General features: G+C 66.5%; 23 protein-coding genes and 1 pseudogene. 4 read left to right on the top strand and 20 right to left on the bottom strand.

The features are described 5' to 3' along the window. Positions 1-37: 37 nt before the first annotated feature. The 3 genes and pseudogenes from AB0280_RS11200 to AB0280_RS11190 all read right to left on the bottom strand — a co-directional run bounded on the left by AB0280_RS11200 (position 38) and on the right by AB0280_RS11190 (position 2,743). Positions 38-753 (bottom strand): annotated as a pseudogene (locus AB0280_RS11200) (alpha/beta fold hydrolase). Between the two features lie 40 nt (positions 754-793). After that, entirely contained in the window at positions 794-1,954 is a 1,161-nt protein-coding gene (gene rsgA, locus AB0280_RS11195; protein ID WP_307491090.1) for a ribosome small subunit-dependent GTPase A, read from the bottom strand. Between the two features lie 249 nt (positions 1,955-2,203). Continuing rightward, on the bottom strand, positions 2,204-2,743 hold the full coding sequence (locus AB0280_RS11190) for a CGNR zinc finger domain-containing protein (RefSeq protein WP_224024007.1): 540 nt from the start codon (positions 2,741-2,743) through the stop codon (positions 2,204-2,206). Positions 2,744-2,831: 88 nt separating this feature from the next. On the opposite strand from AB0280_RS11190, the gene AB0280_RS11185 reads away from it, so the two are divergent. Then, complete coding sequence (locus tag AB0280_RS11185; protein ID WP_307491093.1) at positions 2,832-4,097, top strand: MFS transporter; 1,266 nt, start codon at positions 2,832-2,834, stop codon at positions 4,095-4,097. A 54-nt stretch (positions 4,098-4,151) separates the two neighbouring features. Here AB0280_RS11185 and AB0280_RS11180 read toward each other — a convergent pair whose 3' ends face one another. From AB0280_RS11180 to AB0280_RS11170, 3 genes are all read right to left on the bottom strand, one after another. Next, positions 4,152-5,192 (bottom strand): hemolysin family protein, encoded by a 1,041-nt coding sequence (locus AB0280_RS11180; RefSeq protein ID WP_307491094.1) that lies wholly within the window; start codon positions 5,190-5,192, stop codon positions 4,152-4,154. After that, positions 5,185-6,546 (bottom strand): hemolysin family protein, encoded by a 1,362-nt coding sequence (locus AB0280_RS11175; protein ID WP_307491096.1) that lies wholly within the window; start codon positions 6,544-6,546, stop codon positions 5,185-5,187. The genes AB0280_RS11180 and AB0280_RS11175 overlap by 8 nt, the downstream gene beginning before the upstream one ends. Before the next feature lie 124 nt (positions 6,547-6,670). Then, entirely contained in the window at positions 6,671-6,907 is a 237-nt protein-coding gene (locus AB0280_RS11170) for a zinc-ribbon domain-containing protein (protein ID WP_307491098.1), read from the bottom strand. 147 nt (positions 6,908-7,054) lie between these two features. Here AB0280_RS11170 and AB0280_RS11165 point away from each other — a divergent pair, with 147 nt between their 5' ends. Further along, a complete protein-coding gene (locus AB0280_RS11165; RefSeq protein WP_275181463.1) occupies positions 7,055-8,206 on the top strand; it encodes a GGDEF domain-containing protein in 1,152 nt (383 codons plus the stop codon). Positions 8,207-8,242: 36 nt separating this feature from the next. Here AB0280_RS11165 and AB0280_RS11160 read toward each other — a convergent pair whose 3' ends face one another. From AB0280_RS11160 to AB0280_RS11130, 7 genes are read right to left on the bottom strand one after another with little or no spacing between them, the layout of a single operon-like run. Beyond that, positions 8,243-9,358, bottom strand: a complete 1,116-nt coding sequence (locus AB0280_RS11160) for a Gfo/Idh/MocA family protein (RefSeq protein ID WP_159634897.1) — start codon at positions 9,356-9,358, stop codon at positions 8,243-8,245. Further along, on the bottom strand, positions 9,343-10,041 hold the full coding sequence (locus AB0280_RS11155) for a ThuA domain-containing protein (RefSeq protein ID WP_275181352.1): 699 nt from the start codon (positions 10,039-10,041) through the stop codon (positions 9,343-9,345). Before AB0280_RS11155 ends, AB0280_RS11160 begins: the two co-directional genes overlap by 16 nt. A gap of 48 nt (positions 10,042-10,089) precedes the next feature. After that, on the bottom strand, positions 10,090-11,094 hold the full coding sequence (locus tag AB0280_RS11150) for a sugar phosphate isomerase/epimerase family protein (RefSeq protein ID WP_366367264.1): 1,005 nt from the start codon (positions 11,092-11,094) through the stop codon (positions 10,090-10,092). A gap of 51 nt (positions 11,095-11,145) precedes the next feature. Continuing rightward, a complete protein-coding gene (locus tag AB0280_RS11145; RefSeq protein WP_275181354.1) occupies positions 11,146-12,336 on the bottom strand; it encodes a Gfo/Idh/MocA family protein in 1,191 nt (396 codons plus the stop codon). Between the two features lie 14 nt (positions 12,337-12,350). Continuing rightward, positions 12,351-13,253, bottom strand: coding sequence for a carbohydrate ABC transporter permease (locus AB0280_RS11140; RefSeq protein WP_275181355.1), 903 nt, complete (start codon positions 13,251-13,253; stop codon positions 12,351-12,353). Next, positions 13,253-14,155 carry a carbohydrate ABC transporter permease gene (locus tag AB0280_RS11135; protein ID WP_307491106.1) on the bottom strand — a complete coding sequence of 301 codons (903 nt, stop codon included), beginning with the start codon at positions 14,153-14,155 and terminating at the stop codon, positions 13,253-13,255. The genes AB0280_RS11140 and AB0280_RS11135 overlap by 1 nt, the downstream gene beginning before the upstream one ends. Before the next feature lie 6 nt (positions 14,156-14,161). Beyond that, entirely contained in the window at positions 14,162-15,481 is a 1,320-nt protein-coding gene (locus AB0280_RS11130) for an extracellular solute-binding protein (RefSeq protein ID WP_307491108.1), read from the bottom strand. 297 nt (positions 15,482-15,778) lie between these two features. Between AB0280_RS11130 and AB0280_RS11125 the strand changes: the two genes are divergently transcribed. After that, positions 15,779-16,819, top strand: a complete 1,041-nt coding sequence (locus AB0280_RS11125) for a LacI family DNA-binding transcriptional regulator (RefSeq protein ID WP_307491110.1) — start codon at positions 15,779-15,781, stop codon at positions 16,817-16,819. Between the two features lie 91 nt (positions 16,820-16,910). Here the strand turns inward: AB0280_RS11125 and AB0280_RS11120 are convergent, their stop codons facing one another. The 6 genes from AB0280_RS11120 to AB0280_RS11095 form a co-directional block, all read right to left on the bottom strand. Further along, positions 16,911-17,771 (bottom strand): phosphogluconate dehydrogenase C-terminal domain-containing protein, encoded by an 861-nt coding sequence (locus AB0280_RS11120; RefSeq protein ID WP_224024029.1) that lies wholly within the window; start codon positions 17,769-17,771, stop codon positions 16,911-16,913. 1 nt (position 17,772) lies between these two features. Further along, complete coding sequence (locus AB0280_RS11115) at positions 17,773-18,573, bottom strand: sugar phosphate isomerase/epimerase family protein (protein ID WP_224024031.1); 801 nt, start codon at positions 18,571-18,573, stop codon at positions 17,773-17,775. Next, positions 18,570-19,373 carry a triose-phosphate isomerase family protein gene (locus AB0280_RS11110; protein WP_224024033.1) on the bottom strand — a complete coding sequence of 268 codons (804 nt, stop codon included), beginning with the start codon at positions 19,371-19,373 and terminating at the stop codon, positions 18,570-18,572. The genes AB0280_RS11115 and AB0280_RS11110 overlap by 4 nt, the downstream gene beginning before the upstream one ends. Further along, positions 19,357-19,827 (bottom strand): ribose-5-phosphate isomerase, encoded by a 471-nt coding sequence (locus AB0280_RS11105; RefSeq protein WP_224024035.1) that lies wholly within the window; start codon positions 19,825-19,827, stop codon positions 19,357-19,359. The genes AB0280_RS11110 and AB0280_RS11105 overlap by 17 nt, the downstream gene beginning before the upstream one ends. Continuing rightward, positions 19,824-21,566, bottom strand: a complete 1,743-nt coding sequence (locus AB0280_RS11100; protein WP_224024037.1) for a dihydroxyacetone kinase family protein — start codon at positions 21,564-21,566, stop codon at positions 19,824-19,826. The genes AB0280_RS11105 and AB0280_RS11100 overlap by 4 nt, the downstream gene beginning before the upstream one ends. A gap of 106 nt (positions 21,567-21,672) precedes the next feature. Beyond that, complete coding sequence (locus AB0280_RS11095) at positions 21,673-23,037, bottom strand: MFS transporter (protein WP_366367260.1); 1,365 nt, start codon at positions 23,035-23,037, stop codon at positions 21,673-21,675. A gap of 225 nt (positions 23,038-23,262) precedes the next feature. On the opposite strand from AB0280_RS11095, the gene AB0280_RS11090 reads away from it, so the two are divergent. Then, positions 23,263-24,006, top strand: a complete 744-nt coding sequence (locus AB0280_RS11090; RefSeq protein ID WP_224024041.1) for a FadR/GntR family transcriptional regulator — start codon at positions 23,263-23,265, stop codon at positions 24,004-24,006. A gap of 10 nt (positions 24,007-24,016) precedes the next feature. Here AB0280_RS11090 and AB0280_RS11085 read toward each other — a convergent pair whose 3' ends face one another. Then, the gene (locus tag AB0280_RS11085) at positions 24,017-25,126 is read right to left on the bottom strand and encodes a LacI family DNA-binding transcriptional regulator (protein WP_224024043.1); all 1,110 of its coding nucleotides are present in this window, start codon (positions 25,124-25,126) and stop codon (positions 24,017-24,019) included. Positions 25,127-25,274: the final 148 nt, after the last annotated feature.

The raw sequence follows: 25,274 nt of genomic DNA, 5'->3' as shown, positions 1-25,274 counted from the left end.
TATTATGGGGACGGTGCCGTCCGCACGCAAGGGTTTTTCAAACCTGGCGAGTAGTGGTCCGGTCGACGGCCGCCAGGATGGCGCGTGCCAGTTGCTCCGGTTTGGTGAACTGCGGCCAGTGCCCGGTGGGCAGGTCGATGTACTCGACGTCCCGGACCTTGGCCAGTTCCGCGACGAACGGGTGCCCGGCCGCGATCCATTCCCGGATCATGGCGGACGGGAACTCGCAGGCGATCACGGTGGCGGGGACCTCGTAGCGGCGTTCGTCATGCAGTTGCTGCTTGCCGTACGCCACGCCCCGGGGCTCCGGAATGGCGCGGTCACGGAAGGCCTGGCGAAGGCCGGCATCGAGATCTACCAGGTCGGCATCGTCAAAGTCCTCCAGGGAGGCAGGGGGACGTCATCCCCAACGGCCGGCAACTCGTCATTGATGACACCGCCTTCACCGAGCGGTCCGCTGTCCACGTACACGGCACGCGCCACCTTGTCCGGCCGCGCATCCACCGCGCCGTGGATGATGGCACCGCCACCGGAATGGCCCACCAGGACCACCTTGCCGGGGAGGCCGTCCAGGACCTCCACCACCGCGTCGATGTGGTCCTGCAGATTGATGCCCGACCTGGCGGCGTCCACGGATTCCTTCGCCGGGAGGGTGAGGGGGCGGGTCCGGTGCCCTGCTGCCTCCAGGGCAGGGGTCACCTCCTCCCAGAATGAGGCGTCCAACCAGAAACCGGGAACCAGGATGATGTCCATGACCGAACCCTACTCCCCGCCCCCACGCCGGAATACGGTCCTACCGCTTCGGCTTACGGTCCTTCCCCGCGGTCCGGCCTTGGCGTTCCGTGGCCTCGCGTTCCGCCCAGCGCTGCGATCTTCCGGCGGACACCACCTTCTGGTGCCACTCCCGGTGGTAGGCGCGCTGGGCGGCGACGTCGGAGCGGCGGGCCAGCGCGGCCAGTTCGCGCTGCATCTTCAGGTACGAGTTCCAGCGCCGTTCCTCCAGGACGCCGCCGTCAATCGCTTCCCGCACCGCGCAGCCGGGCTCACCGCCGTGGGCGCAGTCCGCGAAGCGGCAGCCGGCGGCCAGTTCCTCCACGTCGCCGAACATCCCGCCCAGGCCTTCGCCGGCGTCGAACAGCCCGAAACCCCGTACACCGGGCGTGTCCATCAGCACCGTGCCGTTGGACAGGGGTACCAGCTCGCGGGCGGTGGTGGTGTGCTTGCCCTTGAAATCCCCGGACCGCACCTCCCCGGTCTGCTGGACCTCGCGGCCCACCAGCGCATTGATCAAGGTGGATTTTCCCGCGCCGGACGGACCCAGGAGCACGATGGTGCCGCCGGGCTGGATGCGGGACATCAGTTCGTCAACCCCGTCGCCGTTTTCGGCGGATGTGGTGACCACTTCCACGCCCGCTGCCTGCAGGATGACTTTCCCGACGACGTCGTGAGCCACATCCGCCAGGTCCGCCTTGGTGATGATCACCAGCGGGGTGGCGCCGGAGTCCCACGCGGCAACGAGGGTGCGTTCCAGCCGGTTGTGCGTGAGCGGCCGGTCAACGGGCACCACCACCCCCACGGTGTCCATGTTCGCGGCCAGGACCTGTTCCTCGGAGGAATCCTCGAACGCGCGTTTGCGGCTGAGCTCCGAGCGCCGAGGAAGGACTGCCAGGATCTGGCGGTTACCGGCCCGGTTGGGGCCGATCCAGACCCAGTCGCCGGTGACGGCGGGCTCCCCGGACAGCGGATACGGCAGGTGGAGCAGGCCGTCCCCGGCGGCGACCAGCAGCAGGGTGCGGTCCACGCGGACCACCCGTCCGCGTTCCGTGGCGCCGGGGCAGGGGTATTGGTCGAAGTGGCGGGCGACGGCGGGGGTGTAGCCGTAAGCGCCGGGGCCGCCGGTTGGTTGGTTGGTACTTGGGGTGTTGTCCAGGGGGTTGCCTGAAGAATTGTGCACTGTGGTTTCCTTGCGGGGACCCCGGTGCAACAGCGCTGCTGCGGACAGCTGCCGACAGGTCAGGCGGGTGCAGCCGGGAGGATGGATGATGTGGTGGGTGCGGAGCGCGCTGGGCGCGCGGCAACTGCAGTCATCAAAACCACCTCCATTCCCTCGCGGGTTCACCGTCTTCCTGCCGGGGACGGCAGGGTGCGAACGGTCCCACTCTAGCGCCCGCCCCCGTCGGGGGCCATGGTTGAATGCTGCCTGCTAAGGGCGGCCAGCGTAGTGCCCTCGCTCCCGGTAGCGCATCACCGCCTCGGCGTTGCCGCACCGCGCCGAGCAATAGGCGCGCCGTCCGCCGCGGCTGGTGTCGGCAAAAACCTTCGGGCAGCCGTCCCTGGCACAGGTACCCAGCCGTCCACCCGCAGCCTCCGTGATGAAGATGGCCAGGCCGCCGGCCGTGAGGGCACGCACGCGTTCCACCAGGCTGTCGCTGGTTTCAGCAAAGTGAAGGTGCGGGCCCAGTCCGTCGTGGACCGTCAGGAAGACCCGCTTGACCCCCTGTTCAAGCAGTGCGTTCACCGTGGCGCAGCGGTCCTTCTCGCTGTCCGACTCAAAGACAGCGCGCAGGCGTGTTGTCCAGTCCCGCAGGAGCGCTTCCTCGAACGCGCCCACCTGCGGATTGTGGAAAAGGTGGGCCGCCAAAAGGTCTGCCAGCGCACCTTCGTCCCAGGCTCCGCCGCCCAGCATGTTGACGAGTTCCTCCGCGACCCGGACGCCGGACATGTTGTCATGGTTGAACTGCATAAACCCATGACACCACACTGGGCATGACGGCGGGCTGCCCCAGGGGGTCCTGCCACACCCCACGTTTTCCTGACCAGGAGCCACACCTTTGACCGCCACCGCCGAAACCGCCCGCTCCCTGCAGTCCCGGATGCGCAGGACGCTGGTGTCCGCCCAGATCTTTTCCGGGCTGGGCAATGGCTCCACGCTCGCCTTGGGTTCGATCCTGGCCGTGGATTTGTCAGGCTCCGAGGCCTGGGCAGGCTCAGTCAACACGTCCCTGACGCTGGGGACGGCAGTGACCGCCATTCCGCTGGCGCAACTGGCGCTCTCCCGCGGCCGCCGTTTTGCCCTTGCTTCAGGGCTTGCCGCTGCGATTGCCGGTACCGCCCTGATGGTGGGTGCCGTGATCACGGGGCTCTTCGTCCTGCTGCTCGGGGGTGCCTTCCTGGTGGGCGTGGCTTCGGCAGTGAACCTCCAGGCCCGCTTTGCGGTGACGGACCTGGCCGAACCCGCGCACCGGGGGCGGGACCTTTCCCTGGTGGTGTGGGCCATCACCATCGGGGCAGTAGCCGGCCCCAACATGGTGGGTCCCGGCGCGCTGGTGGCCGGTTGGCTGGGGATTCCTGCCGCAGCAGGGCCGTTCCTCATCTCGGCAGCCGGCATGGTCATCGGTGCTTCGATTGTGTGGGTCTTCCTCCGGCCCGACCCGCTGCTGACCCGCCGCACCATGGATGGTCCTGATTCCGGTGACGGTGTCCGGCGCCGGGGCGCCCTGCAGGCCGGATGGCAGATCGTACGGGAGAACCGCACCACCCGCGGGGCAGTGGTGGCGGTGGTGGCTGCCCATGCGGTGATGGTGGCGGTGATGTCGATGACCCCGCTGCACATGCAGCACCAGGCAGGCGAGGCCGCGGGCCACCCGGACACCATCGCGTTGATCGGGCTGACCATCTCCCTGCACATTGCCGGAATGTACGCCCTTTCACCGCTGGTGGGCTGGCTCACGGACAGGATGGGCCCCGCGCGGATGGTGTTGGCGGGCCTGGCAACGCTTATGGCTGCGGTGGCGGTGACGGGATTGGCGCCGGAGTATCCGGCGGCCGTGACCACCGGGCTGGTCCTGCTGGGTTTGGGCTGGTCCGCCACCACCGTGGCCGGATCCACGCTGCTCGTCGCTGCCTTGGCACCCTCCCAGCGGATCCCCGCCCAGGGTTTTTCGGATGCCGCCATGTCCCTCGCGGCAGCGCTGGGCAGCGCGGCCGCAGGGCCGGTCATGGGCATGACCGGGTATTCGGGAATCAGCGCCGCCGCCGCGGTCCTGGTGGCCGCGGCGGCGGTAGCCCTGCTGCGGCTTCCGGAACTGGGCCGCTGAGCGAGGGAAACCCGATCCCTGGATCCGCCCCTATCACCACCGCATCAATACCGGTTATGCGCTGGTGGCGTCCCGCACCTCGCCCACCAATTCCTCGATGATGTCCTCCAGGAAGAGCATCCCGGTGGTCCTGCCGTCGGCGTCGAACACCCTTGCCACGTGGGCGCCCGTCCGCCGCATCGCTGCCAAAGCGTCCTCGAGGTCCGCCCCGGCAAACGCCGAGGCAAGGCGGCGCACCCTCTTGGCCGGTACCGGTCGGTGGAATTTCTCCGCCGAGGTGAGGTCCAAGACGTCCTTGAGGTGCAGGTAGCCATCCGGCTCGCCGGCCGCGTTAACCAGGATGTACCGCGAGTAGCCGTGTCCTGCCACGGCCTGCTGGATGTCCGCCGGCGTGGCGGAGTCGTGCAGCAGCACCATCTCCGCCATGGGCACCTGCACGTCGGCCACCGTCTTGGCCGTGAACTCGAAGGCGTTGGTCAGGGCGCCGGTGGTGTCCTTCAGCATGCCGTCCCGGGTGGACTGCTCCACGATGGTGGCCACCTCATCCAGGGTGTACGCGCTGGTGGCCTCGTCCTTGGGCTCAACCCGGAAGAGCCGGAGGACGGAATTGGCAATCCCGTTCAGCGTCCAGATCACCGGCTTGAACACCTTGGCCACGAACACCAGCGGCGGGGCGAGCAGGAGGGCTGCCCGGGTAGGCACCGAGAAGGAGATGTTCTTGGGCACCATCTCGCCCACCACCACGTGCAGGAACGTCACCAGCAGCAGCGCCACCACGAACGCGATGATGCTTATTGCCTCGTAGGACAATGCGGTCAGGCCCAGCGGGATTTCCAGCAGGTGGTGGATGGCGGGTTCGGACACGTTCAGGATGACCAGGGAGCAGACGGTGATGCCCAGTTGGCTGGTGGCCAGCATGAGGGTGGCGTGTTCCATGGCCCAGAGGGTGGTTTTCGCAGCCTTGCTCCCGGCTTCGGCGCGGGGTTCGATCTGGGAGCGGCGGGCCGAAATGACCGCGAACTCGGCACCCACGAAGAAGCCGTTGACCAAAAGGAGAACCACCAGCCAGATGATGCCGGGAAGATACTCACTCATGGGTCAGCTCCTGGGTCAGGCTGTCGATAATGCGGTCGTGCGGGCTGCGCGGCGGTTCGCCGGACGCCGCAGGGGTGAAGCGCAGCCGTTCCACGTGCATGCCCGCCACGCGCTCCACGCGGAGGGTGCCGCCGTCGACCGCCACCTCGTCGCCCAGCTCGGGAAGCCGGTCCAGCCGGTCCGTGACGTACCCGGCCACGGTGTCGTACTCGTCCCCGTCGGGGACCTCGATGCCGGTGCGGTCCAGCAGCTCGTCCGGCCGCAGTGCGGCGTCGAACGTGACGGAACGGCCCACGCGGACCACCCCGGCCCGCGCCCGGTCGTGCTCGTCCTCCAGCTCGCCCACGATCTCCTCCACCAGGTCCTCCAGCGTGACGATTCCGGCCGTGCCGCCGTGCTCGTCGGAGACGATGGCCACCTGGAGACCCTGGCGCCGAAGCAGGCCCAGGAGCGTGTCAACGCCCATGGATTCCGGAACCCGCAGCGGCTCGATCATGAGCTCCGCCGCGGTGGTGTCCGCACGCCGGCCAAGGGGCACGGCGAAGGCCTGCTTGACGTGCAGGAGGCCCAGGACATCATCCTTGTCACGTCCGGTGACCGGGAAGCGGGAGTAACCGGTGGAGGTGGCAAGGGCGACGATGTCCTCCGCGGTGTCCGCCGCGCCCACCGCCGCCATCCGGACGCGCGGGGTCATCACGTCCGCCGCGCTGTACTCGGAGAAGCGGAGGGTGCGGTGCAGCAGGGTGGCGTGGTCCAGGTCCAGGACGCCCTCGACGGCGGACCGGCGCACCAGGGAGCTCAGCTCCTCCGCGCTCCGGGCACCCGAGAGTTCCTCCTTGGGCTCGATGCCGAAGCCGCGGATGATGCTGTTGGCCGTGTTGTTGAACAGCAGGATTACCGGCTTGAACACGGCGGTGAAGAGGGCCTGGAACGGCACCACCACCTTGGCGGTGGCCAGCGGCAGGGCCAGGGCGAAGTTCTTGGGGACAAGCTCGCCCACCACCATCGAGAAGACCGTGGCCAGGAAGATACCGGCAACAGACCCGACGGCCGGCACCAAGGCTTCGGCCAGCCCCGCAGACTGCAGCGGGCCGCTGAGCATCCGGCTGATGGCGGGCTCAAAGGTGTAGCCCGTCAGCAGGGTGGTCAGCGTGATGCCCAGCTGCGCGCCGGAAAGGTGCGTGGAGGTGATGCGAAGGGCCTTGATGGTGGGCCCAAGCCGCTTTTCGCCGCGGGCCTGGCGGGCTTCCAGGTCATGCCGGTCCAGGTTCACCAGCGCGAACTCCGAGGCGACGAAGAAGCCGGTGCTGACGGTCAGGACCAGGCCGATGCCCAGCATGATCCATTCAAACATTGGGGCGCCCCTCTCCTGGTGTGGCCGGTGATCCGGTCAGGTGGCAGAGGGGCCAGGGCATGTGTGAAGGAGGGTCGTCCATAACCCTTTCAACTCAGCCGGGGACGCGAAGGTTCCCGGCGCCCTACGGCCGCAGTTCCAGCGCACGCTTCTGGCGGGCGCTGATGGAGGATTCATGGCCGCAGTTGGTGCAGGTGATCCGGTATTTCCGGGACACGGTAAGCACCGGGATGAAGAACAGCGTGAACCTGGTGGCCTGCTCCTCAAGGAGGTGGTGGATGAAGGCGCCGCAGTGCGGGCAGGTAGCGGTCCGTCCCGGCAGGGCCTTGTGCACGGTCTTGAACCCAAAGAGAAGAAGCATGGCGGCCTTTCGTGGTCCGGTTGCTAACCACTACCCTAGGCGGGTTTCGAAGGTGTCCGTCAGGGGTACGGGAGCTTCTGCAGTGTCTGTGTTAAATGCAATACTTGCGTGAGCAGCAATCGCCGCATTTGGGGGGACGTCTGGCACATGGTTCTGGATACGGCAACCCTGCGCATCGCTTTTGGCCTGATGGCCCTGGTGCTGGTGGTTCTGTTCTACTTTTCCGCCTACCGGGTGACGCGATCGCCGTACAGCGCCTGGTGGTGCGGTGCCCTGCTGTTCTTCCTGTCGGGATCGGCCTGTTTCCTCCTCGATGGCACGCCCCACCAGTGGTGGGCCAACCCGGCCGGGAACACCCTGCTGGTCCACGGCGGCGTCGCGGTGTGGGCAGGGGCGCGTTCGCTGCGGACAGTGCGGCCGCCCAAGTGGGCCTTCACGGGCATTCCGCTGGCCACGCTCGTTGCCTCCCTGCTCGACCATCCCGCCACCAACACCTGGTCCGGCGGTCCCGTGTTCCTCGCCGCGATGAGCTTGACTGTTGGGCTTGCGTCCCGTGAACTGTGGCGCCTTGAGCCGGGTTATTCGCGGGTCCGCATCCCCATGGCGGTGGCTGCGGGCGGACTTTCCGTTTTTTACTTCTTCCGTTGGCTGGCGTTCCTCGTGGAGGGCCCGGATGGCCCGGTGTTCGTTAATGTCTTTGGCTCGGCCATCACCACGCTGGTCACCATGGTGTTGCTGGTGGTGGTTTCCTTCAGCATGGCGGCGTTGAGCAGTGAACAGCAGACGCGTGCCCTGCGTGTGGTCGCCACCCGGGATGACCTCACGGGGCTATTGAACCGCAAGGCCTTCATGGACCTTGCTGCGGAACAGCTTGCCGACCGCAGCATCACGGGCGGCTCGGGAGCCTTGATCCTTGCCGACCTGGACCACTTCAAAGCGGTCAACGACACCTACGGCCATGCCGCCGGGGACCTGGCGCTTCAGGCCTTCGCCGACGCCTGCGTGGCAACTGTCCGATCCACCGACCTGATCGGGCGGTATGGCGGGGAAGAGTTCGTCATCCTGGTTCCGGGGGCAAGCGCGGAACGGGCAGAGACGATCGCGGAGGAAATCAGCAGGCGCCTGGCCGGCGCCAAAGCACCGGATGGCATGGAGATGCCCACCGCGAGTTACGGGATTTCCACGTACGACGCCGGAACTTTCGATGCCGATGACCTGGTCGCCTCGGCGGACGCGGCTTTGTACAGGGCCAAGTCCCTGGGCAGGAACCGCGCCGCCCGCAGCGATCGGCTGCACTAGCCCCCCTGCTTCTGCGGCGCGGTTCCGGACACCTGCCTACTTGGACTGGAGCGCGTCTGCCTGCTCAGCCAGGACCGTCAGCTCCACGCTGCCAGGCCGCTCAACGGTGCTCTCGATGGCCACCGCCGTGCCCTTGTGTGCGGACTCCAGGACGGATTCCATGACCTCCAGGGCGTGGTAGGCCAAGGCTCCGCCGGCCCTGGGCTCCATTCCCTGCGGGGTGGCGGCCAGGTCCGCGATGCCGAACCCGCGGCCGGAATCCACGTAGCCGGCGGACACGGGAAGGGTTTCCCAGTCCTCGGCGCCCAGGGAAAACAGCTGGACGTCGCCGTCGAAGTGGTTGGGGTCCGGTACCACCAGGGAGCCGCGCTCGCCGTGGATCTCGATGTTGGGGGATTTGGACTTCACGGCATCAAAGCTCATGAAGAGCGTCGAGAGCGCGCCGGATGCGTGGACCAGGACGCCGGTGACGTGGGAATCGATGTTCACGGGGACCTTCCCGCCCTGGCGCGGCCCCGAGCCGATGGTCCGCTCATTCCGCGTGTGGCTGGCCGCACCGATCACCGACACCACAGGGCCCAGCAGCGTCACGAGTGCCGTGACGTAGTAGGGGCCCATGTCCAGGAGGGGGCCGCCGCCGGGCTGGTAGTAGAAGTCAGGGTTGGGGTGCCAGCGCTCGTGGCCCGGCGTCACCATGGTGGCGGACGCCGCGATGGGTGCGCCGATCAGTCCGTCATCAATGGCTTTCCGGGCGGTCTGGATCCCGGTGCCCAGCACGGTGTCCGGTGCACAGCCGACGACGACACCTGCCTCCCGCGCCGCGTCCAGCACCCGGCGTGCTTCTTCGGTGGTGGCAGCCAGGGGTTTTTCGCCGTAAACGCTTTTTCCTGCGGCGATCGCCTTCAGTGCCACCTCTGCGTGGGCGGCGGGGATGGTCAGGTTCAGGACCAGGTCCACGTCCTCTGCGGAGAGCAGTTCGTCCACGGAGACGGCGCGGACGCCGTCGTAGTCATCCGCCACGGCCTGCGCACGTGCCGGATCCAGGTCCGCCACGGCCACCAGCTGGATCTGGTCCAGCCGGCGGAAGTTGGCGAGGTACTGCGCGATGATGGCTCCGCAGCCAACGATTCCGACTTTCAACGGCTTGCCCACAGCAGGCCCCTTTCGATGATGGTGCGTACGTTCCGGTCCTGGAGGATTTCCACGCGGTGCCCGGGGGTGGACACGAAGATCCGGCCTTTGCCCCACTGGCGGGTCCAGATGGCGGGGGATGTCACTTCGCGGTTCCAGGGGTCCCACTCGCGGACTTTTTGGGTGGTGGTGGCCAGGACGTCGATGTAGTCGTCCGACAGCACCCAGTACTGTTCGGTGATCAGGTCGAAGTCCTTGATGCCCTTGGTGATGGGGTGGTCGGCGGCGGCCGGCAGCATGTTGACGGTGTAGGGCACGTAGTTGTCCGACTGCTCACCGATGCACTCATCCGGGTGCTTGCCGGGGTGGCAGGCGAACTGGCCGCCGATCAGGTGCAGGTAGTCGGAGGTGTTCCGGTAGGAATCGGCGATCCCGCCGTGCCAGCCGGCCAGGCCGGTGCCGTTCTCCACGGCTGCCCGCAGTCCGGCGAATTCGTCCTTTTCGATGGTGGTCATGGTCATGCACTGCATGATGAGGTCCACCCCTGCCATGTAGGCGGCATCGGCGTAGACCTTCGGGGATTCCTCCACCCGGACGTCGTAGCCGTTGTCCTTGAGGTAGGGGATGAAGAGCTCTGTGGCCTCGTAGGGCTGGTGGCCGTCCCAGCCGCCGCGGACCACCAGGGCGTTCTTGCGTTCTGTCATTGGGGTTTCCTTTGGTTGGCTGCCGGCTTTTGCCGGCAAGGCGTGGGGTCAGCGGCTGGCGAAAGCGGCGTCGAAGGCCGCTGCCGGCGGGGCGATCCGGGCCAGGTCCTGGACCATGGCCAGCGCCTGCGGGGCCCCGATAAGCCGGTCCATGCCGGCGTCCTCCCACTCGATGCTGGTGGGGCCCTCGTAGCCGATGGCGTTCAGGGTCCGGAAGATCCGGTTCCACTGCACGTCCCCGTGCCCTGCCGTGACGAAATCCCAGCCGCGCCGGGGATCGGCCCAGGCCAGGTGCGAGCCCAGGCGGCCGTTGCGGCCGTCGAGCTGGCGGATGGACTCCTTGACGTGGACGTGGAAAATCCTGTCCGCGTAGTCCTGCAGGAACATGACGGGGTCCAGGTCCTGCCAGATGAAGTGGGAGGGGTCGAAGTTCAGGCCGAAGTTCTCCCGGTGTCCGATCGCCTCAAGGGTGCGCTTGGCGGTCCAGTAATCGTAGGCGATTTCGGACGGGTGGACTTCCAGGGCGAACCGGACACCCACCTCGTCGAAGACGTCGAGGATGGGGTTCCAGCGGTCCGCGAAGTCCTGGTAGCCGGCGTCGATCATTTCCTGGGAGGCGGGCGGGAACATGGCCACCGCCTTCCAGATGGAGGAGCCCGTGAAGCCGGTGACAGTCTTCACCCCCAGGCGGGCAGCAGCCCTGGCGGTGTCCTTCATGGCGTCCGCTGCCCGGCGGCGTACGCCTTCGGGCGCCCCGTCACCCCAGACCTCAGCGGACAGGATGCCCTGGTGGCGCTCATCGATGGGGTCGTCGCACACCGCCTGTCCGGTCAGGTGGTTGGCGATGGCGAACACCTTCAGGTTGTTCTTTTCGAGGATGTCCAGCCGGCCCTGGAGGTAGTTGTCATCCTCGGCCGCGCGGCGCGGGTCCAGATGGTCGCCCCAGCAGGCGATCTCCAGCCCGTCGAAGCCCCACTCGCCCGCGAGCCGCGCCACTTCCTCGAAGGGCAGGTCGGCCCACTGGCCGGTAAACAGCGTGATTGGTCGTGTCATGTCTATTCCTTGGATCGCTTGAAGCTGGTCGTTGCCGTGCCGAACCGCTGCTCAGACTTTTTGCCACTGGCTGGAATTTGCGGCACTGGACTCCACAGCGGCCAGGACCCGCTGCACCTGCAGGGCGTCGGCGAAGGACGGTTCCGGTTGGCGGGCTTCGCCGATGGCCGTGACGAGGTCCACCACCTGGTGGGTGAAGCCGTGTTCGTACCCCAGGCCGTGGCCGGTGGGCCACCAGTTTCCGACGTAGGGGTGCTCGGGCTCGGTGACGAAGATCTTCCGGAACCCGGCGTCGGGGGATTCGGCGGCGTCGTAGAAGGACAGGACGTTCATGTCCTCGAAGTCGAAGGCAACGGAACCCTTGGTGCCGTTGACCTCCAGCCGCATGGCGTTCTTCCTGCCCAGGGCGTAACGCGTGGCTTCAAAGACGCCGATCGCACCCGAAGCCGTGCCGCCGTCGAACTTTGCGCTGAAGATTGCCGCGTCATCAACCGTGACTTTTCCCCGCGGAGCATCGCTGCTGAGGTCGCCGTGCCCGCCGAGTCCCACCAGGTCGCCGGCCAGCGGGCGTTCCTGCACAAAGGTCTCCAGCAGGGCCGAGACCCCGCTGATGTTCAGGCCCGTAACCCACTGCGCGGCGTCGATGCTGTGTGCTCCGATGTCACCCAAGGAGCCGGATCCGGACTTGCTCTTGTCCAGCCGCCAGGTCATGGGGGCGTTGGCATCGCTGAGCCAGTCCTGCAGGTATTGGGCCCTGACATGGCGGATGCCGCCCAGCCTGCCCTGTTCCACGAACCGCTTGGCCAGCGCCAGCGCCGGAGTGCGGCGGTAGCTGAAGCCGCACATGGAGAAGACGCCGTTCTTCGCCGCGGTCTCCGCGGCGAGCGTCATCCGTTCGGCTTCCTCGACGGAGTTGGCCAGCGGCTTCTCGCACAGCACGTGCTTTCCGGCTTCAAGGGCGGCGATGGCAATTTCGGCGTGGGTGTTGCCGGGCGTGCAGATATCGATGAGGTCGATGTCGTCGCGCTCGATCAGGCGGCGCCAGTCCGTTTCAACCGATTCCCAGCCGAGCTTGTCTGCCGCGGAACGGACTCCCTCGGCATTCCTGCCCGCGACCGCGGTCAGCCGGGGCTGCAGGGGCAGGTCGAAAAACCGGGGTGCGGTCCGCCAGGCGTGGGAGTGGGCTGCACCCATGAAGGCGTAGCCCACCATGCCGACCCGCAGGGGTTGTGCGGTGGTCATGGAGATGTCCTTTCTTACTTGCTGAAGCCGGCGGTGAGGCCGCTCAACAGTTGACGGCGGGCGACGACGTATACCACCAGCAGGGGAAGGGTCGCCAGGACGACGGAGGCGAGAATGGCGGGGATGTTCACGCTGAACTCACCCTGGAAGGTCCACAGGGACAGCGGCAGGACCCTGGTTGCCGGGCTCTGCGTCAGGATCAGCGGGAAGAGGAAACCGTTCCAGACATGCAGGGCGTTGTAGATGCCGACGGTGATGACCGCCGGCTTGGTCATGGGGAGAGCGAGGCGCCACATCATGGCCCAGTCGGAACAGCCGTCCAGGCGCATCGATTCGAAAAGCTCATTGGGGACATCGCGCATGAAGTTGGACAGGATGAGGACGCTGACCGGGATGGCAAATGCCACGGACGGAAGGATCAGGGCCAGCAAGGTGTCATACATGTGCGCCCGGGTGATCATCCAGTAGATGGGGATGATGGTGGCGTGCAGGGGGATGGCCAGGCCAAGGAGGAACAGGTTGTTCGTCAGGCTCAGGAACCGGCCCTTGCCGCGGACGATCGCATACGCGGCCATGAAGGACACCAGCAGGGCAGGCAGGACCGTGCCCAGGGTGACGATCAGGCTGTTGGTGAAGTACCTGACGAAGTTGTTCTCCAGGACCAGCTTGTAGTTGTCCAGGGTGGGTTCCGTTGCCGGGAGCATGGGGTTGGAGGTGAAGAAACCAGCCTGGTTCTTGAAGCTGGTGATCACCACGTAATAGATGGGGACGATGATGATGGCCAGCCAAAGCCAGCCGCCCAGCCCGCCAAGGAGGTTTGGCCGCAGCCGCCCGGGTCCCTTGGTGCGGGTAACCGGTGCTGCGGTGATGCTGCCCGCCGGGGCCGGTGGGACGGGAAGTTGTGTTGTGGAGGCCATCAGGCACCTTCCAATTGGCTTGCGTTGCGGTTTTTGCCGCCCAACCGCTGGAGGATGAGCGCCAGGCCCAGTCCGATGACGACGAGAATGACTCCCAGGGCGCTCGCGGCGCCCATGTCGTTGGCCTTGAAACCCGTCAGGTACATGTGCAGCGGTAGCAGCCGCGTGCTGTAGCCGGGGCCGCCCCCGGTGAGCACGAAGATGAGGTCGAAGTAGGCGAGGCTGCCCACCACCATCAGGGTGGAGGACGTGATGATCGTGTACTTGAGCTGGGGCAGGGTGATGTTCCAGAACTGGCGGAAGCGTCCCGCGCCGTCGATTTCGGCGGCCTCGTACAGCGACGTGGGGATCTGGCGGACGCCGCCCTGGTAAATCAGCGTGTGGAAGGGAACGAACTGCCACGCAATCACGAAGACCACCACGAACAGGACCAAATCCGAGTTGCCAAGCCAGTCCTGGGCAAGGATGGGCAGGTTGAATCCGGGGCCCAGGCCGAAGTTGGGATCGAGCAGGGCCTTGAAGGCGATGGCAACGGCGGCGGACGAAAGCAGCAACGGCAGGAAATAGAGCACGGCGAGGGCGGCGCGGTACTTCTGGCCGCCGGCCGTGAACACGCCAAGCAGCAGGCTGATGGGCGCCTGGACGATGAATGAGAAGAACATGATCTTCCCGGTGACCACCAGGGCGTTGCCGGTGACCGGATCCGTGAGGACCGTGGTCCAGCTGGACAGGCCGTCCAGCTTGATCTCGCCCAAACCGTTCCAGCTGGTGAAGCTGAGGAGGACGACGCCGATCAGCGGGACGACAGCGAACGCCAGGAAGAAGACCAGGGCCGGGACTGCGAGCCATCCCGAGGGGCCCGCGTCGCGGACCCCCCGGTTGGCGGAACCAAGAGCCGTCATGGAACCTTACTTTCCGATCGTGGCGTTCATGGTGCTGATGAACTGGTCAGGGCTGATCTTCTTGAGGAAGATCTGGTCCAGGTTGGACAGCATGGCGTCACCCTGCGCGGGGCTGAGGGCCTGGTCCCAGGAGAGGGTGAAGCTGGGGGCGTTCTTGGCCAGGCCGTAGACGAAGGTCAGGAAGTCCTTGTCGGGTGAGGCGGCGAGTTTGTCTTCGATTCCCTTGACTACCGGGACGGCGCCGGAGCTAATCAAGGCATCTGTGTTGGCATCGGTGAACATGCCGTCCTTGACATAGTCCAGGGCGGCCTTCTTCTGGGCATCGGTCGCCTTGGCGGAGATGGACCAGAAGTTGGAGGGGTTGCCCACGACGTTCGTCGGGTCACCCTTGCCGCCCGAAACGGTGGGGAAGGTGCTGTATCCCAGCTTTCCACTCTTGACGAAGTCGGCGGCGTCCTTCTTCATGCCCTGGTAGATCCAGCCGCCCTGCAGGATCATGGCGGCCTTGCCGGTGTACATCAGGGCCTGGTCTGCGTTGCTGTCCGCCGCAACGGATGAGAAGCCGTTGATGAACCCGCCGGCGTCGGCCAGGTCCTGGATCTTGGTCAGCGCCTCTTTGACGGCGGGGTCGGACCAGGCTCCGGGCTTGTTGGCTGCGATGTTGGCGAAGACTTCGGGGCCGCCAATGCGCTCCACCAGGTACTCAAGCCACATCAGGTCCGGCCACTTGGACTGGCCGCCCAGCGAGAACGGGGCAACACCGGCTGCCTTGAACTTCGGCACCAGGGCCATCAGCTCATCCCAGGTCTTCGGCGGCTGGGCTCCCACCTTGTCGAAGACGTCCTTGTTGAAGTAGAGGACAACCGGCTGGACGTTGTTGTTCGGCAGTGCGTAGGTCTTGCCGTTTACTTCACCGTTCTTCAGCACTGAGGGAAGGTAACGGTCCTTGACCTGCGGGTTGTCCTTGATGAAGGTGGACAGGTCGTCAACCTGGCTGGCGTCGACGTACGACTTCAGGACTCCGCCGCCCCAGCCATAGATGAAGGTGGGGCCTTCGCCGGCGCCGACGGCGGTGCGGACTTTGGTCTTGTAGGCGTCGTTGGCGAAGAAATCCAGCTTGATGGACTTGTCCGGGTTGGCCTGGTTCCAGTCATCCACCGACTTCTGGAGCACCGGCTGGTTGCCGCCGGTGAGTCCCCACATGGTGGCCGAATCGCTGCTGACGTTTGAGCCGGCAGGACCTGACGAACCGCAGGCAGCGAGGCTGACTGCCAGTCCTGCTGCGGAAATTGCCAACGCTGCCGAGCGCAACTCTCGAATCTTCATTTCGCTTCCGTTCATCCTCCGGGCTCAACGCTGGGTCCCGGTAACGTGTGAAGCAGGCGTTTGCCTCGGCTCCGAGGCGGATGGCCCGCGTCAATTCGGTCAGTGGTCGTACCGCGCGGCTTTCGAAAGTTTTCGAAACATTACGAGCGGTGGTGCCAATCTAGCCGTGAGCCGGGTCACAGTCAAGAGTTGAACCGTGATGGGCTCGACCTGTCCTTACCGGTAATCAGTTGACGCCCTGAGGAAACGCAGGCAAGATGGCCGTAAACGAAATGTTTCGAAAGAGTGGATGAGTCAGTGGCGAAGACTGCACGGCCGGCAAAGACAACCCTGGCAGCTGTTGCCTTGCAGGCGGGGGTTTCCACCCCCACAGTGTCCAAGGTGGTCAACGGCCGCGAAGATGTTGCGCCGGAGACCCGGGCCCGCATCCTGGCCGCCTTGGAGCAGGCGGGGTATCAATCACCCGTGCAGCGCCGTTCCGTGACGAGGACCAGCACGGTGATCGAGGTGGTGGTGGACGTCCTGACCTCCGCCTACACCACCGAGGTCCTGGACGGGATTCTGCAGTTCGCCGCTTCCGAGGATGTCGAGGTCCTGGTGAGCGTCACCGCACCGTCGACTCCGACGGTGCAGACCGCGGAGCGCCGCGCGCAGCGGATGGTCGACGAAGGCAGGGCGGGAATGATCGTGGTGACCTCGGCATTCAGCGAGGCGCAGATGCACGCTTTCCGGCGGCGCCGGATCCCGGTGGTGGTGATCGATCCGCTCAACCCGCCACCCGCGGACGTGGTCAGCGTAGGGGCCACCAACTGGGCGGGCGGCAAGGCCGCCACCGAACACCTGCTGGAACTGGGCCACCGGCGCATTGCCTACATCGGCGGTATTGAGCGGGCCGAGTGCAACCAGGCGCGGCTCCACGGCTACATGGCCGCCCTTGCAGCCTATGGCCTCTCCGTGGATCCGCAGTACATCATTTCGGGCGGCAGGTTCCGCCGGGACAGCGGGGTGTCCGGGATGAAGGCGCTGCTTGGCCTCGAGAAGCGCCCCACGGCCATCTTTGCCGGAAGCGACAGCATCGCCTTGGGCGTGCTCAGCGAGGCGGCGCATTGCGGCTTGAAGGTTCCCGGGGACATCAGCCTCGTCGGTTTCGATGGCACCATCCAGGGCGAGGAATCCGTGCCGGCGCTCACGTCGGTGGCGCAGCCCCTTGAGGAGATGGGACGGGCTGCCCTGAGGTCGCTGCTGCGCCAGGCGCGCGGTGAAGTCCTCGATTCCCGCCGGGTGGAGCTGGCCACCCACGTGATTGTCCGCGAGTCCACCGCCCCTCCCGCGGCCTGAGTGCGGGGCGGGGCAACGCGTGGAACACAAAGCGGCGGCTGCCACCCCGTCCGAAGAGGACCGGGTGGCAGCCGCCGCTGGGGTGTGAAGCCTAGCGCTTGACCGCTTCCAGCTTCAGCATCTTGGCAATGACGCCGTCGAGTTCGGAGTCGTCGAAGATCTTCTTCCAGTCGTCCTTGATGATGGTGTCCTTGCCGTACTGGATGGCGATTTCGCAGGCCTCGGAGAACGGGTTGGACCCGCGCAGGGCGTTGGTCAGCGCGATCTGGACGTGGCCGAACAGCATGGCCTTGGCGGCTTCCTCGGGGACGCCGGCGGTGTGGACGGTCTCGTGCAGTGCCTCGTTGAGCAGGGTGCCGATCATGCAGGCCACCGTTTCCACGAGGGTGGGTTCGAGGATGGCGAGCTGCTTGACGGTGACCCAGTGGACGTCGATGACGGGGGCGTAGATGGTGCGGATGGTCGCCTCCGCAGCTGCCTTGGTGGCCTCCGGGGCGTCTTCGTCGATGGCGGCCACCACGTTCTGCGGGGCGCCCTGGCCGCCGAAGGTGTCGGCCCATTCTTCCTTGGTGGTGCGCTCCAGGAACACGGACGGGTGGCACGGGTGCGCTACCGCCTGCACGACGTCGTCGCGCTTGGCCAGCAGGCCGGCGTAGGCGGCGGCGGGGTCCAGGGTGAGGAGGATGGATCCGGCTTTCATCTGCGGGACCACGCCTTCTGACACGATGCCCAGGACGGTGTCCGGGACGGCGAGGATCACCACGTCGGCGCCCTTGACGGCGTCGTCCGTGGCGGTGATCTCGCGGCGCTCGGCGCGGACGCGCTCCTGGCCGGCGGGGGAGTTCTCGCTGTAGAAGACGGTGTGGCCGGACTTCTGGAGGTTCCGGGAAACCCGCAGCCCCATCTTGCCCCCGGCTCCGATGACGGCGACGGTCAAAGTTTCTGCTGACATTTCACTTGCTCCTTAGGTATTCGATGCTTTGCCGGGTCCACTGGTTTTCGAGCCGGATGGTTTCCGCCTCGGTGTCCTGCCAGGGCAGCCAGTGTTCGACGATTTGGTTGATGTTTCGTTCGTGCGGCCGGATCTTCCCGGCCATGTACCCGTAGTCGAGCAGGCCTTCGCCGAGTGGGGCGCCGGAGTAGGTGAATCCCACCCAGCCGTCCTTGCGGCTGAAGGCAAAGTCCTTGACGTGCATGTTCAGGACATGGGGTGCGACGGCGTCAATCACCTCACGCGGCATCTCCAGCGCCGCGACGGTGTTGGCGGGGTCGCTGCAGATCCCCAGGTGCGGGCTGTTCACGCCGTGGATCACGTCCAGGACCCGGGAGGTGGGGACCTGTTCGTAGGTTTCCACGGCGATCTTCACCCCTGCCGCCTCGAACTCGGGCAGGACCTCCTTGAAGATGGCCACCGCTTCCTCCGTGGTGGGGGTGTGGCCTGGGGTGTTGAACATGGTCCGCAGCAGCGGGGATCCTAGGATTTCCGCGATGTGCAGGAACTTCCGAAGGTGCTCCGGCCGGATCCCCTTGGTGCCCAGCTCAAGGCCGATGCCCAGCCGGTCCGCGGTATCCCGCACGGCCTGGAGTTGGGCGTCGGTCATGGCTTCCAGCGGTGCGTAGTCGCAGACCTGGAAGAGGTCAACGCCCAGTTCCGCCGTCCGTTCCAGGGCGTCATGGATGCTCAGTGGCGTGGAGACCTGGTCCGAGAGCTGCCAGAAGAAGGCGTAGCTGCTGAGGCCGATTCGTGAGGTCATGCCGCCACCTCCGCTGTTTCCAGCCGCGCCGCGGTTTCGTCCAGGATGGTCTTCAGCGCCTTCGGGTCGTGGGCGAAGCGGCCCAGGAACAAACCGGCGACGGCGGGATCCAGCTGGGTGATCAGGCCCGGTCCGGCACTGCCGCCGTAGATCACGCGGCTGGTGTCCTGGCCCGGGAGGCTGCGCAGGTGCGCGTCCAGTCCGGTGGTGACGGCGCTGATGTACTCCGGTGTGGCCGGTTCCGGGGCGCCGATGGCCCATTGAGGCTCGTAGGCGACGATGGTCCGGCCGGCGGGCGCCAGGGACGACGCGCGGTTCAGTGCGGCGTCGATCTCCGCCGTGCACTGGGCGACGGCCTCCTCCACGGACCCCTGCTGCAGTTCACCGACGCACAGGACGGGGGTCAGCCCGTTGCGGTAGGCGGCTGCGGTCTTCAGCCCGATGGTCCGGTCGTCCTCGCCGAAGATCCGGCGGCGTTCCGCATGGCCCACCTCGGCGTACCGGCCGCCGAGTTCGGCGATGGTCCTGCCGCCCACCTCGCCGGTGTAGGCGCCTTCGTCTTCCCAGAAGATGTCCTGGGCGCCGGCGGCGGCACCGGCGGGGCCCAGGATCCTTGCGGCCTCCGGCAGTGCCGGCAGGACGGGCAGGACGAAGAGCTCGATGTCGCCGCTTTGCACTGCCGGATGGGCGAAGGCGATGGATGCGACGTCGCGGCAGTAGTCCACCGAGCGGGCGTAGCCGAAGTACATCTTCAGGCTGACGCCGATGATGGCTTGGGGGTTCTTAGCAGGAAGTGACACCCTCGTAGTCCTTAATCAGGGCGACCTTCTCCGCCGAGGCGGAGCTTTCGTCGAACGTGTAGGTGAGCCATTCCTTCGCCAGCCGGCGGGCGAGCTCCAGGCCGACGACACGCTGGCCGAAGGTGAGGACCTGGGCGTTGTTGCTCAGGATGGCGCGTTCAACCGAGAAGCTGTCGTGCGCTGTGACGGCACGGACGCCGGGGACCTTGTTCGCGGCGATCGCGACACCCAGCCCGGTGCCGCAGACCAGCAGGGCCCGGTCGGCCTTGCCCGCGGCGATGAGTTCGGCGGCGGCGATGGCAACTGACGGGTAGGGGGTGTGGCTACTGGCGTCCACCCCGACGTCGGTCACGGATTCGACCAGTTCGGAGGCTTCCAGGTCGGCCTTCAGGGCTTCCTTGTAGTCGAAACCGGCGTCGTCGGCTCCAATGACCAGGCGCAGTTTGGCGCTCATGCGTTCTCCTTGATGGTGGTGTTCTGGCTGAGGGTGTTGTGGATGGCACGGACGATCAGGGCCATGGACACGGCGCCGGCGTCAGGGGTGCCCAGGCTCTTCTCGGCGTGGGGCCGGGCCCGGCCCATCAGGGGCAGCAGGTTGGCGGTGTCCTCGGCAGCCTGCTGGGCAGTGGTGGCTGCAACGTCCCAGGCATCGGCCAGGGACTTTCCGCCCTCCACGCCGGCGGTCAGGGCATCCCGGAACGGAACCAGCACGTCCACCAAGGTCTTGTCGCCCACCTTGGCCTTGCCAAAGTCCATGATCGCGGCGGCGGCGCCTGCCACGCCGGCGGCGACAGCACCGGCGTCGGGCGCTTTGCTGTCACCCACGGCATCGCCTACCGCACGCAGGGCCATGCCCCACAAGGCGCCGGATGTGCCGCCGGCCTTGTCGGCCCAGGCATCGGCGGCGAAGTACAGGGTGGTGGCAGCGCCGGCACCGCGGCCGACGGCGTCTGCCGCGGCTTGCACGGCCGCGCGGACGCCGCGCTCCATGCCGATGCCGTGGTCGCCGTCTCCGGCGATCGCATCGATCCGGCCCAGTTCGGCGGCGTTGGCGTCCACCACATCCTTGGCGGCGCCAAGCGCCGCGAGGACACGGCACGCACCGGCCTGGGATTCAGCGGTTGCCTCCGGGACCGAAAGTTCGACGTCGGCCGTCTCGCCTGCCGTCTCCTCCAGCGCTTCGGCGGTGACGGCGCCGCGGCGGAAAGCCGGGGCGTCGGCGGGGGCGTTCCAGAGGGCCTCCAACTCGTCGTCGAGCCAGAAGAGGGTCAGGGAGGTGCCGGCCATGTCGAAGCTGGTGACCAGCTCGCCCACCTGCGGGTCCACCGCCTCCAGGCCTGCCTCAGCCAGCAGCTGGGCCACGCGCCGGTACACCACGAAGAGCTCTTCGTATTTGACGCTGCCCAGGCCGTTGAGGATGGGGACTAGGCGGGCGCTGGCGGCCTCAATGCCGTCGGGCACTTCGGTGAGGAGCTTGCCAACGAGCAGTTCGGCGAGCTCATCCGCCGTCGGAATGTCTGTTTCTCCAATGCCCGGCTCACCGTGGATGCCCATGCCCACCGCCATCCGGCCCTCGGGAACGGAGAACAGCGGTGTTTCGGCGCCTGGGAGGGTGCAGCCGGTGAAGGCGACGCCGAAGGAGCGGGTGCGGTGGTTGGCGCGTTCGGCGATCTCCATCACCGCATCCATGCCGTAGCCGGCCTCCGCGGCAGCGGCCGCTACCTTGAAGACGGTGAGGTCTCCGGCGATGCCGCGGCGCTTGGTGTGCTCTTCGATCGGGGCAGAGGAAACGTCGTCCGTGACGGCGATGCTGCGGCAGTCGATGCCTTCCCTGCGGAGCTTTTCCTTGGCCTGGGTGAAGTGGAGGACGTCACCGGCGTAGTTTCCGTAACCAAGCAGCACGCCGGTGCCGTTGTGGGCGGCCCTGGCCACGTTGTAAACCTGCTGGGCCGACGGCGATGCGAAAAGGTTGCCCATGGCGGCGCCGTGAGCCAGGCCCTGGCCCACGAGTCCGGCGAAGGCCGGGTAGTGGCCGGAGCCGCCGCCAATAACCAGTGCCACCGTGTCCGGGGTGCTCTTGGTGTTGCGGACAACGCCTCCGGAAACACGCCTCACCCAGCGTCCGTGTGAGGCGACGAAGCCTTCGATCATTTCGTCAGCGAAGGCTGACGGTTCGTTGAACAGGCGGGTCATGGGAAAAGCTCCTGGGCCTAGCTGGGGAAGGGTCTGTGGGCAGTGGTTGGTGTGGGGGCGCCTTCGGGCAAGGAAGGCGCCCCCGGGTTTTACGGTGCGTTGCCGCTCAGGGCTCGGCGTGCTGGCCGGCGCCGGCCGGATCCAGGGCCTCGGACCGGATGCCCTCCGTGACGCGGCCGGAACGGCTCAACGCCACCATCAGGACGGCGGACAGGAGCATGAAGCCGCCCACCACGAACATCGGCACGGTGTAGTCGCCTGTCCAGTCCTTGAGCCAGCCGGTGATGTAGCCGGCGCTGAAGCCTGCCAGGTTGCCCACGGTGTTGATCAGGGCGATGCCGGCTGCCGCTGCCGCACCGGTCAGGAACTGCGTGGGGACCGTCCAGAAGTTGGGCAGCGCGGCGAAAATGGCCATGGCCGTGATGGTGATGACGGCGATGGTGGCTGCCGGGCTTCCCGCAAAGAGTGCCAGCGGGATGCTCAGTCCACCCACCAGGGCCGGTACTGCGATGTGCCAGGTCTTGACGCCGCGCTTGGTGGCGTCCTTGGACCAGAAGTACAGGGCGATGGCTGCCGGCAGGTACGGGATGGCGGTGATCAGGCCCTTTTGGAAGACGTCGAACTTGGTGCCGTAGACGCCTTCGAAGCCGGAGATGATGGTCGGCAGGAAGAAGCCGAGGGCGTAAAGGCCGTAGATGAAGCCGAAGTAGATCAGGGAGAGCATCCAGACGCGGCCGTTGCCGAAGACGGTGCGTACGCTGACGTGCTTGTTGCCCGCGGCGGTTTCGTTCTTTTCCTTCTCCAGCGCGCCGGTCAGCCAGGTCTTTTCCTCGGCGCTGAGCCACTTGGCCTTGGCGGGGGAGTCGGCCAGGTAGAACCAGGAAACGATGCCGATGGGGATGGCGGGGATGGCAACGCCGAGGAACATCACGCGCCAGCCTTCGAGCCCGAAGAGGCCGTGCTGCTGGATGAGGACGCCGGCCAGCGGGGCGCCGATGACTGTGGTCAGCGGCTGGGCCAGGTAGAACAGGGCCAGGATCTTGCTGCGGTGCCTGGCGGGAACCCAGAGGCTCAGGAAGAGGATGGCGCCGGGGAAGAATCCGGCTTCGGCCACGCCCAGGATGAAGCGCAGGATGTAGAGCTGCTCAACGTTGGCCACCCAGGTGAACAGCAGGGAGACGATGCCCCAGCTGACCATGATGCGGGCCAGCCAGCGGCGGGCTCCGAACTTGTGGAGCGCCAGGTTGGAGGGGACCTCCAGCAGGATGTAGCCGATGAAGAAGACGCCGGAGGCGAAGCCGAACTGGGCGGCGTTCAGGGCCAGGTCCTTGTTCATGCCGTTGGGGCCGGCGAAAGAGATGGCGGTGCGGTCGAGATAGTTGATGAAGAACATCAGCGCGACGAACGGGACAAGCCTGATCGCCACTTTCCTGATTGCGGATTTTTCGACCACCGATTGTGTGGTGTCCACGTTGACTCCTAGATGTTGGTGTCCCGGCCGCATCCGTCACTGGAGGCGTGGGGCTGTCTCATGTGCACGCGGGCTTGGGGTTCCGCGGCGGCTGAAGCTGTGAGTTCCACCATAGGACTGAAACAAGAATTGGTCAACCGGTTGACTGGTTCCCGTCCGATGACAATCCCGTAGGTGGTCCTCTGGGGCCGTCCGGCGTGGTCAACCAGTTGTTACGCTTGGGTGGTGTCCGTAGAATCCGCCGCCGCGACGGCCAAGATCAGTGCCGCCCTGGGCTCTCTGGGGCAGGGTTCAGTGGTGTCGGAAGTGGCCGAGCGCCTGCTGGCCTTTTTCACCAGCGGTGATATTGCCCCGGGAACCAGGCTCCCTGCCGAGCGCACGCTGGCCGCCTCCCTTGGCGTTGGCCGGTCAGCGGTGCGGGAGGCCCTCGCTGCGCTGGAAATCCTTGGCATCGTGGTGGTCCGGCCGGGATCCGGCACTTATCTTCGGGACGGCGTCTCGGAGCTTCTGCCCCGCACCCTGAGCTGGGGCATGATGCTGGGCGCCCCACGCACGCGCGAACTCGTGGAACTGCGCAGCGGACTCGAGGTGCAGGCCGCCCAACTGGCCGCAGGGCGCATCACCGACGAGGCGCTGGAGCGGATGCGCTCAAACCTGGACACGATGGAACGCACGCTTGACGACCTTACGGCCTTCGTTGAGGCCGACGCCTCGTTCCACCGCGAAATCGCCGCGGCTTCCGGGAACCAGGTGCTCCAGGAACTCCTGCAAAGCATCCGCTCGTTGCTGCGGATCTGGGTGGACCGGGCCCTCACGGACGAAGGGCATGCTGCTGCCGCGCTGAAGGAGCACACCAAAATCTACGAAGCGCTGGCCGCCCGGGATGCCGGTGCCGTGACGGCAACCATGAGCTCCCACATGGAGACGGCTACCCGGCGCCTGCTGGCGGGATTCGACGCCGCCCAGTAGGCCCGGGGCGTCAGGCGGGCTTTCCCGCCAGCTGTTCGCGGCCAGGTTTCCCGGTGGTGGCCGGGCACGGCCCCACTGACCCGCGCCGCACCAGGGTTGCCGTGAATTGTGCGGGAGCGGCAGGCGGGAGCCCCTCCATTTGCCGGATCAACGCCTTCGCTGCCGCCACTCCCATGTTGTAGACGGGCTGGGCGATGACCGTGAGGGGCGGGGTTGTCAGCCTGGTCCACGCAAAGTCGTCGTACATCAGGAATGAAACATCCGCTGGAATGGACAGGCCCAGTTCCTGGATCGCTTCCACCACGCTGAGGGCGATGAGGCCGTCGGACGCCACCGCGGCCGTGGCCCGGTCCGGACCCCTGAGCACTTCCCGGGTAATGCTGCGGATGGAGTCTTCATCGCCCGCGTTCAACCGGACCAAGTCCTCCGGAAAAGCCAGCCCGTATTCCAGGAAGGCCTCCCGCATGCCTTCGATACGGTCGGCAATCTGTGAGGACTCCAGCGTCATTCCGGGGGTGTACGGGGCATTAGTCCTCAACGTGGAAATGAAGGCGATCCGGCGGTGGCCCGCATCCAGCAGGTACCGCGTAGCCTCGCGCGAAATCCGTGCCATGTCCACGGCCATGGTCTCAACCGGCATGTCCCCGGCAGTGCGGTCGATGAAGACCATGGGCCGGCCTGACCGGTGCACCTCCTGGAGGTGTCCGGTGTCCACCGAGGACGCAGGAGCGACGATCAGCCCGTCCACGCGCTTGTCCAGCAGCACCCGCACTGCGTCCACTTCCGCCTCGCGGTCCTCGTCCGTATTGACCAGGATGACGTTGTAGCCGGCCTTCTTTGCCGTGTCCGTGATGCCCCGGGTCGCCAGTCCGAAGTGGGGGTTCTCGATGTCACCCACCACCACGCCGATGGTGTGCGATTTGCCCGTGTTCATGCTGCGCGCAAGCTCATTGGGCCGGTAGGAAAGGGCCTCCGCCGCGGCCTGGACGCGCTCGCGGACGTCGTCGCTGACGGCGCCGTAATTGCCCAACGCGCGGGCTGCCTGGGCCTTGGAGACCTGGGCTGCCTTTGCGACGTCTGCAACGGTGACGTCCCGCCGCCGTGCTCCTTCAGCGCTCATCTTCACCTTTCGAAGAGGCTGTTGACGCCCCCTGTGACTTCCGCTACATTTCTATCCATCGATGTGAGTCCGGTCTCAATCCTAGAGTGTGAGACCGGACTCAACAAGAGCATCGGCGACTTTCTTCGGCGGCCCTGACAGCACCGCC

Origin of the sequence: Pseudarthrobacter sp. 902506025 (assembly GCF_040702325.1) — a bacterium.
GTDB lineage: Bacteria > Actinomycetota > Actinomycetes > Actinomycetales > Micrococcaceae > Arthrobacter.
The sequence above is the reverse complement of the archived record's forward strand: the minus strand, read 5'-3'. Positions and strand labels throughout refer to the sequence as shown.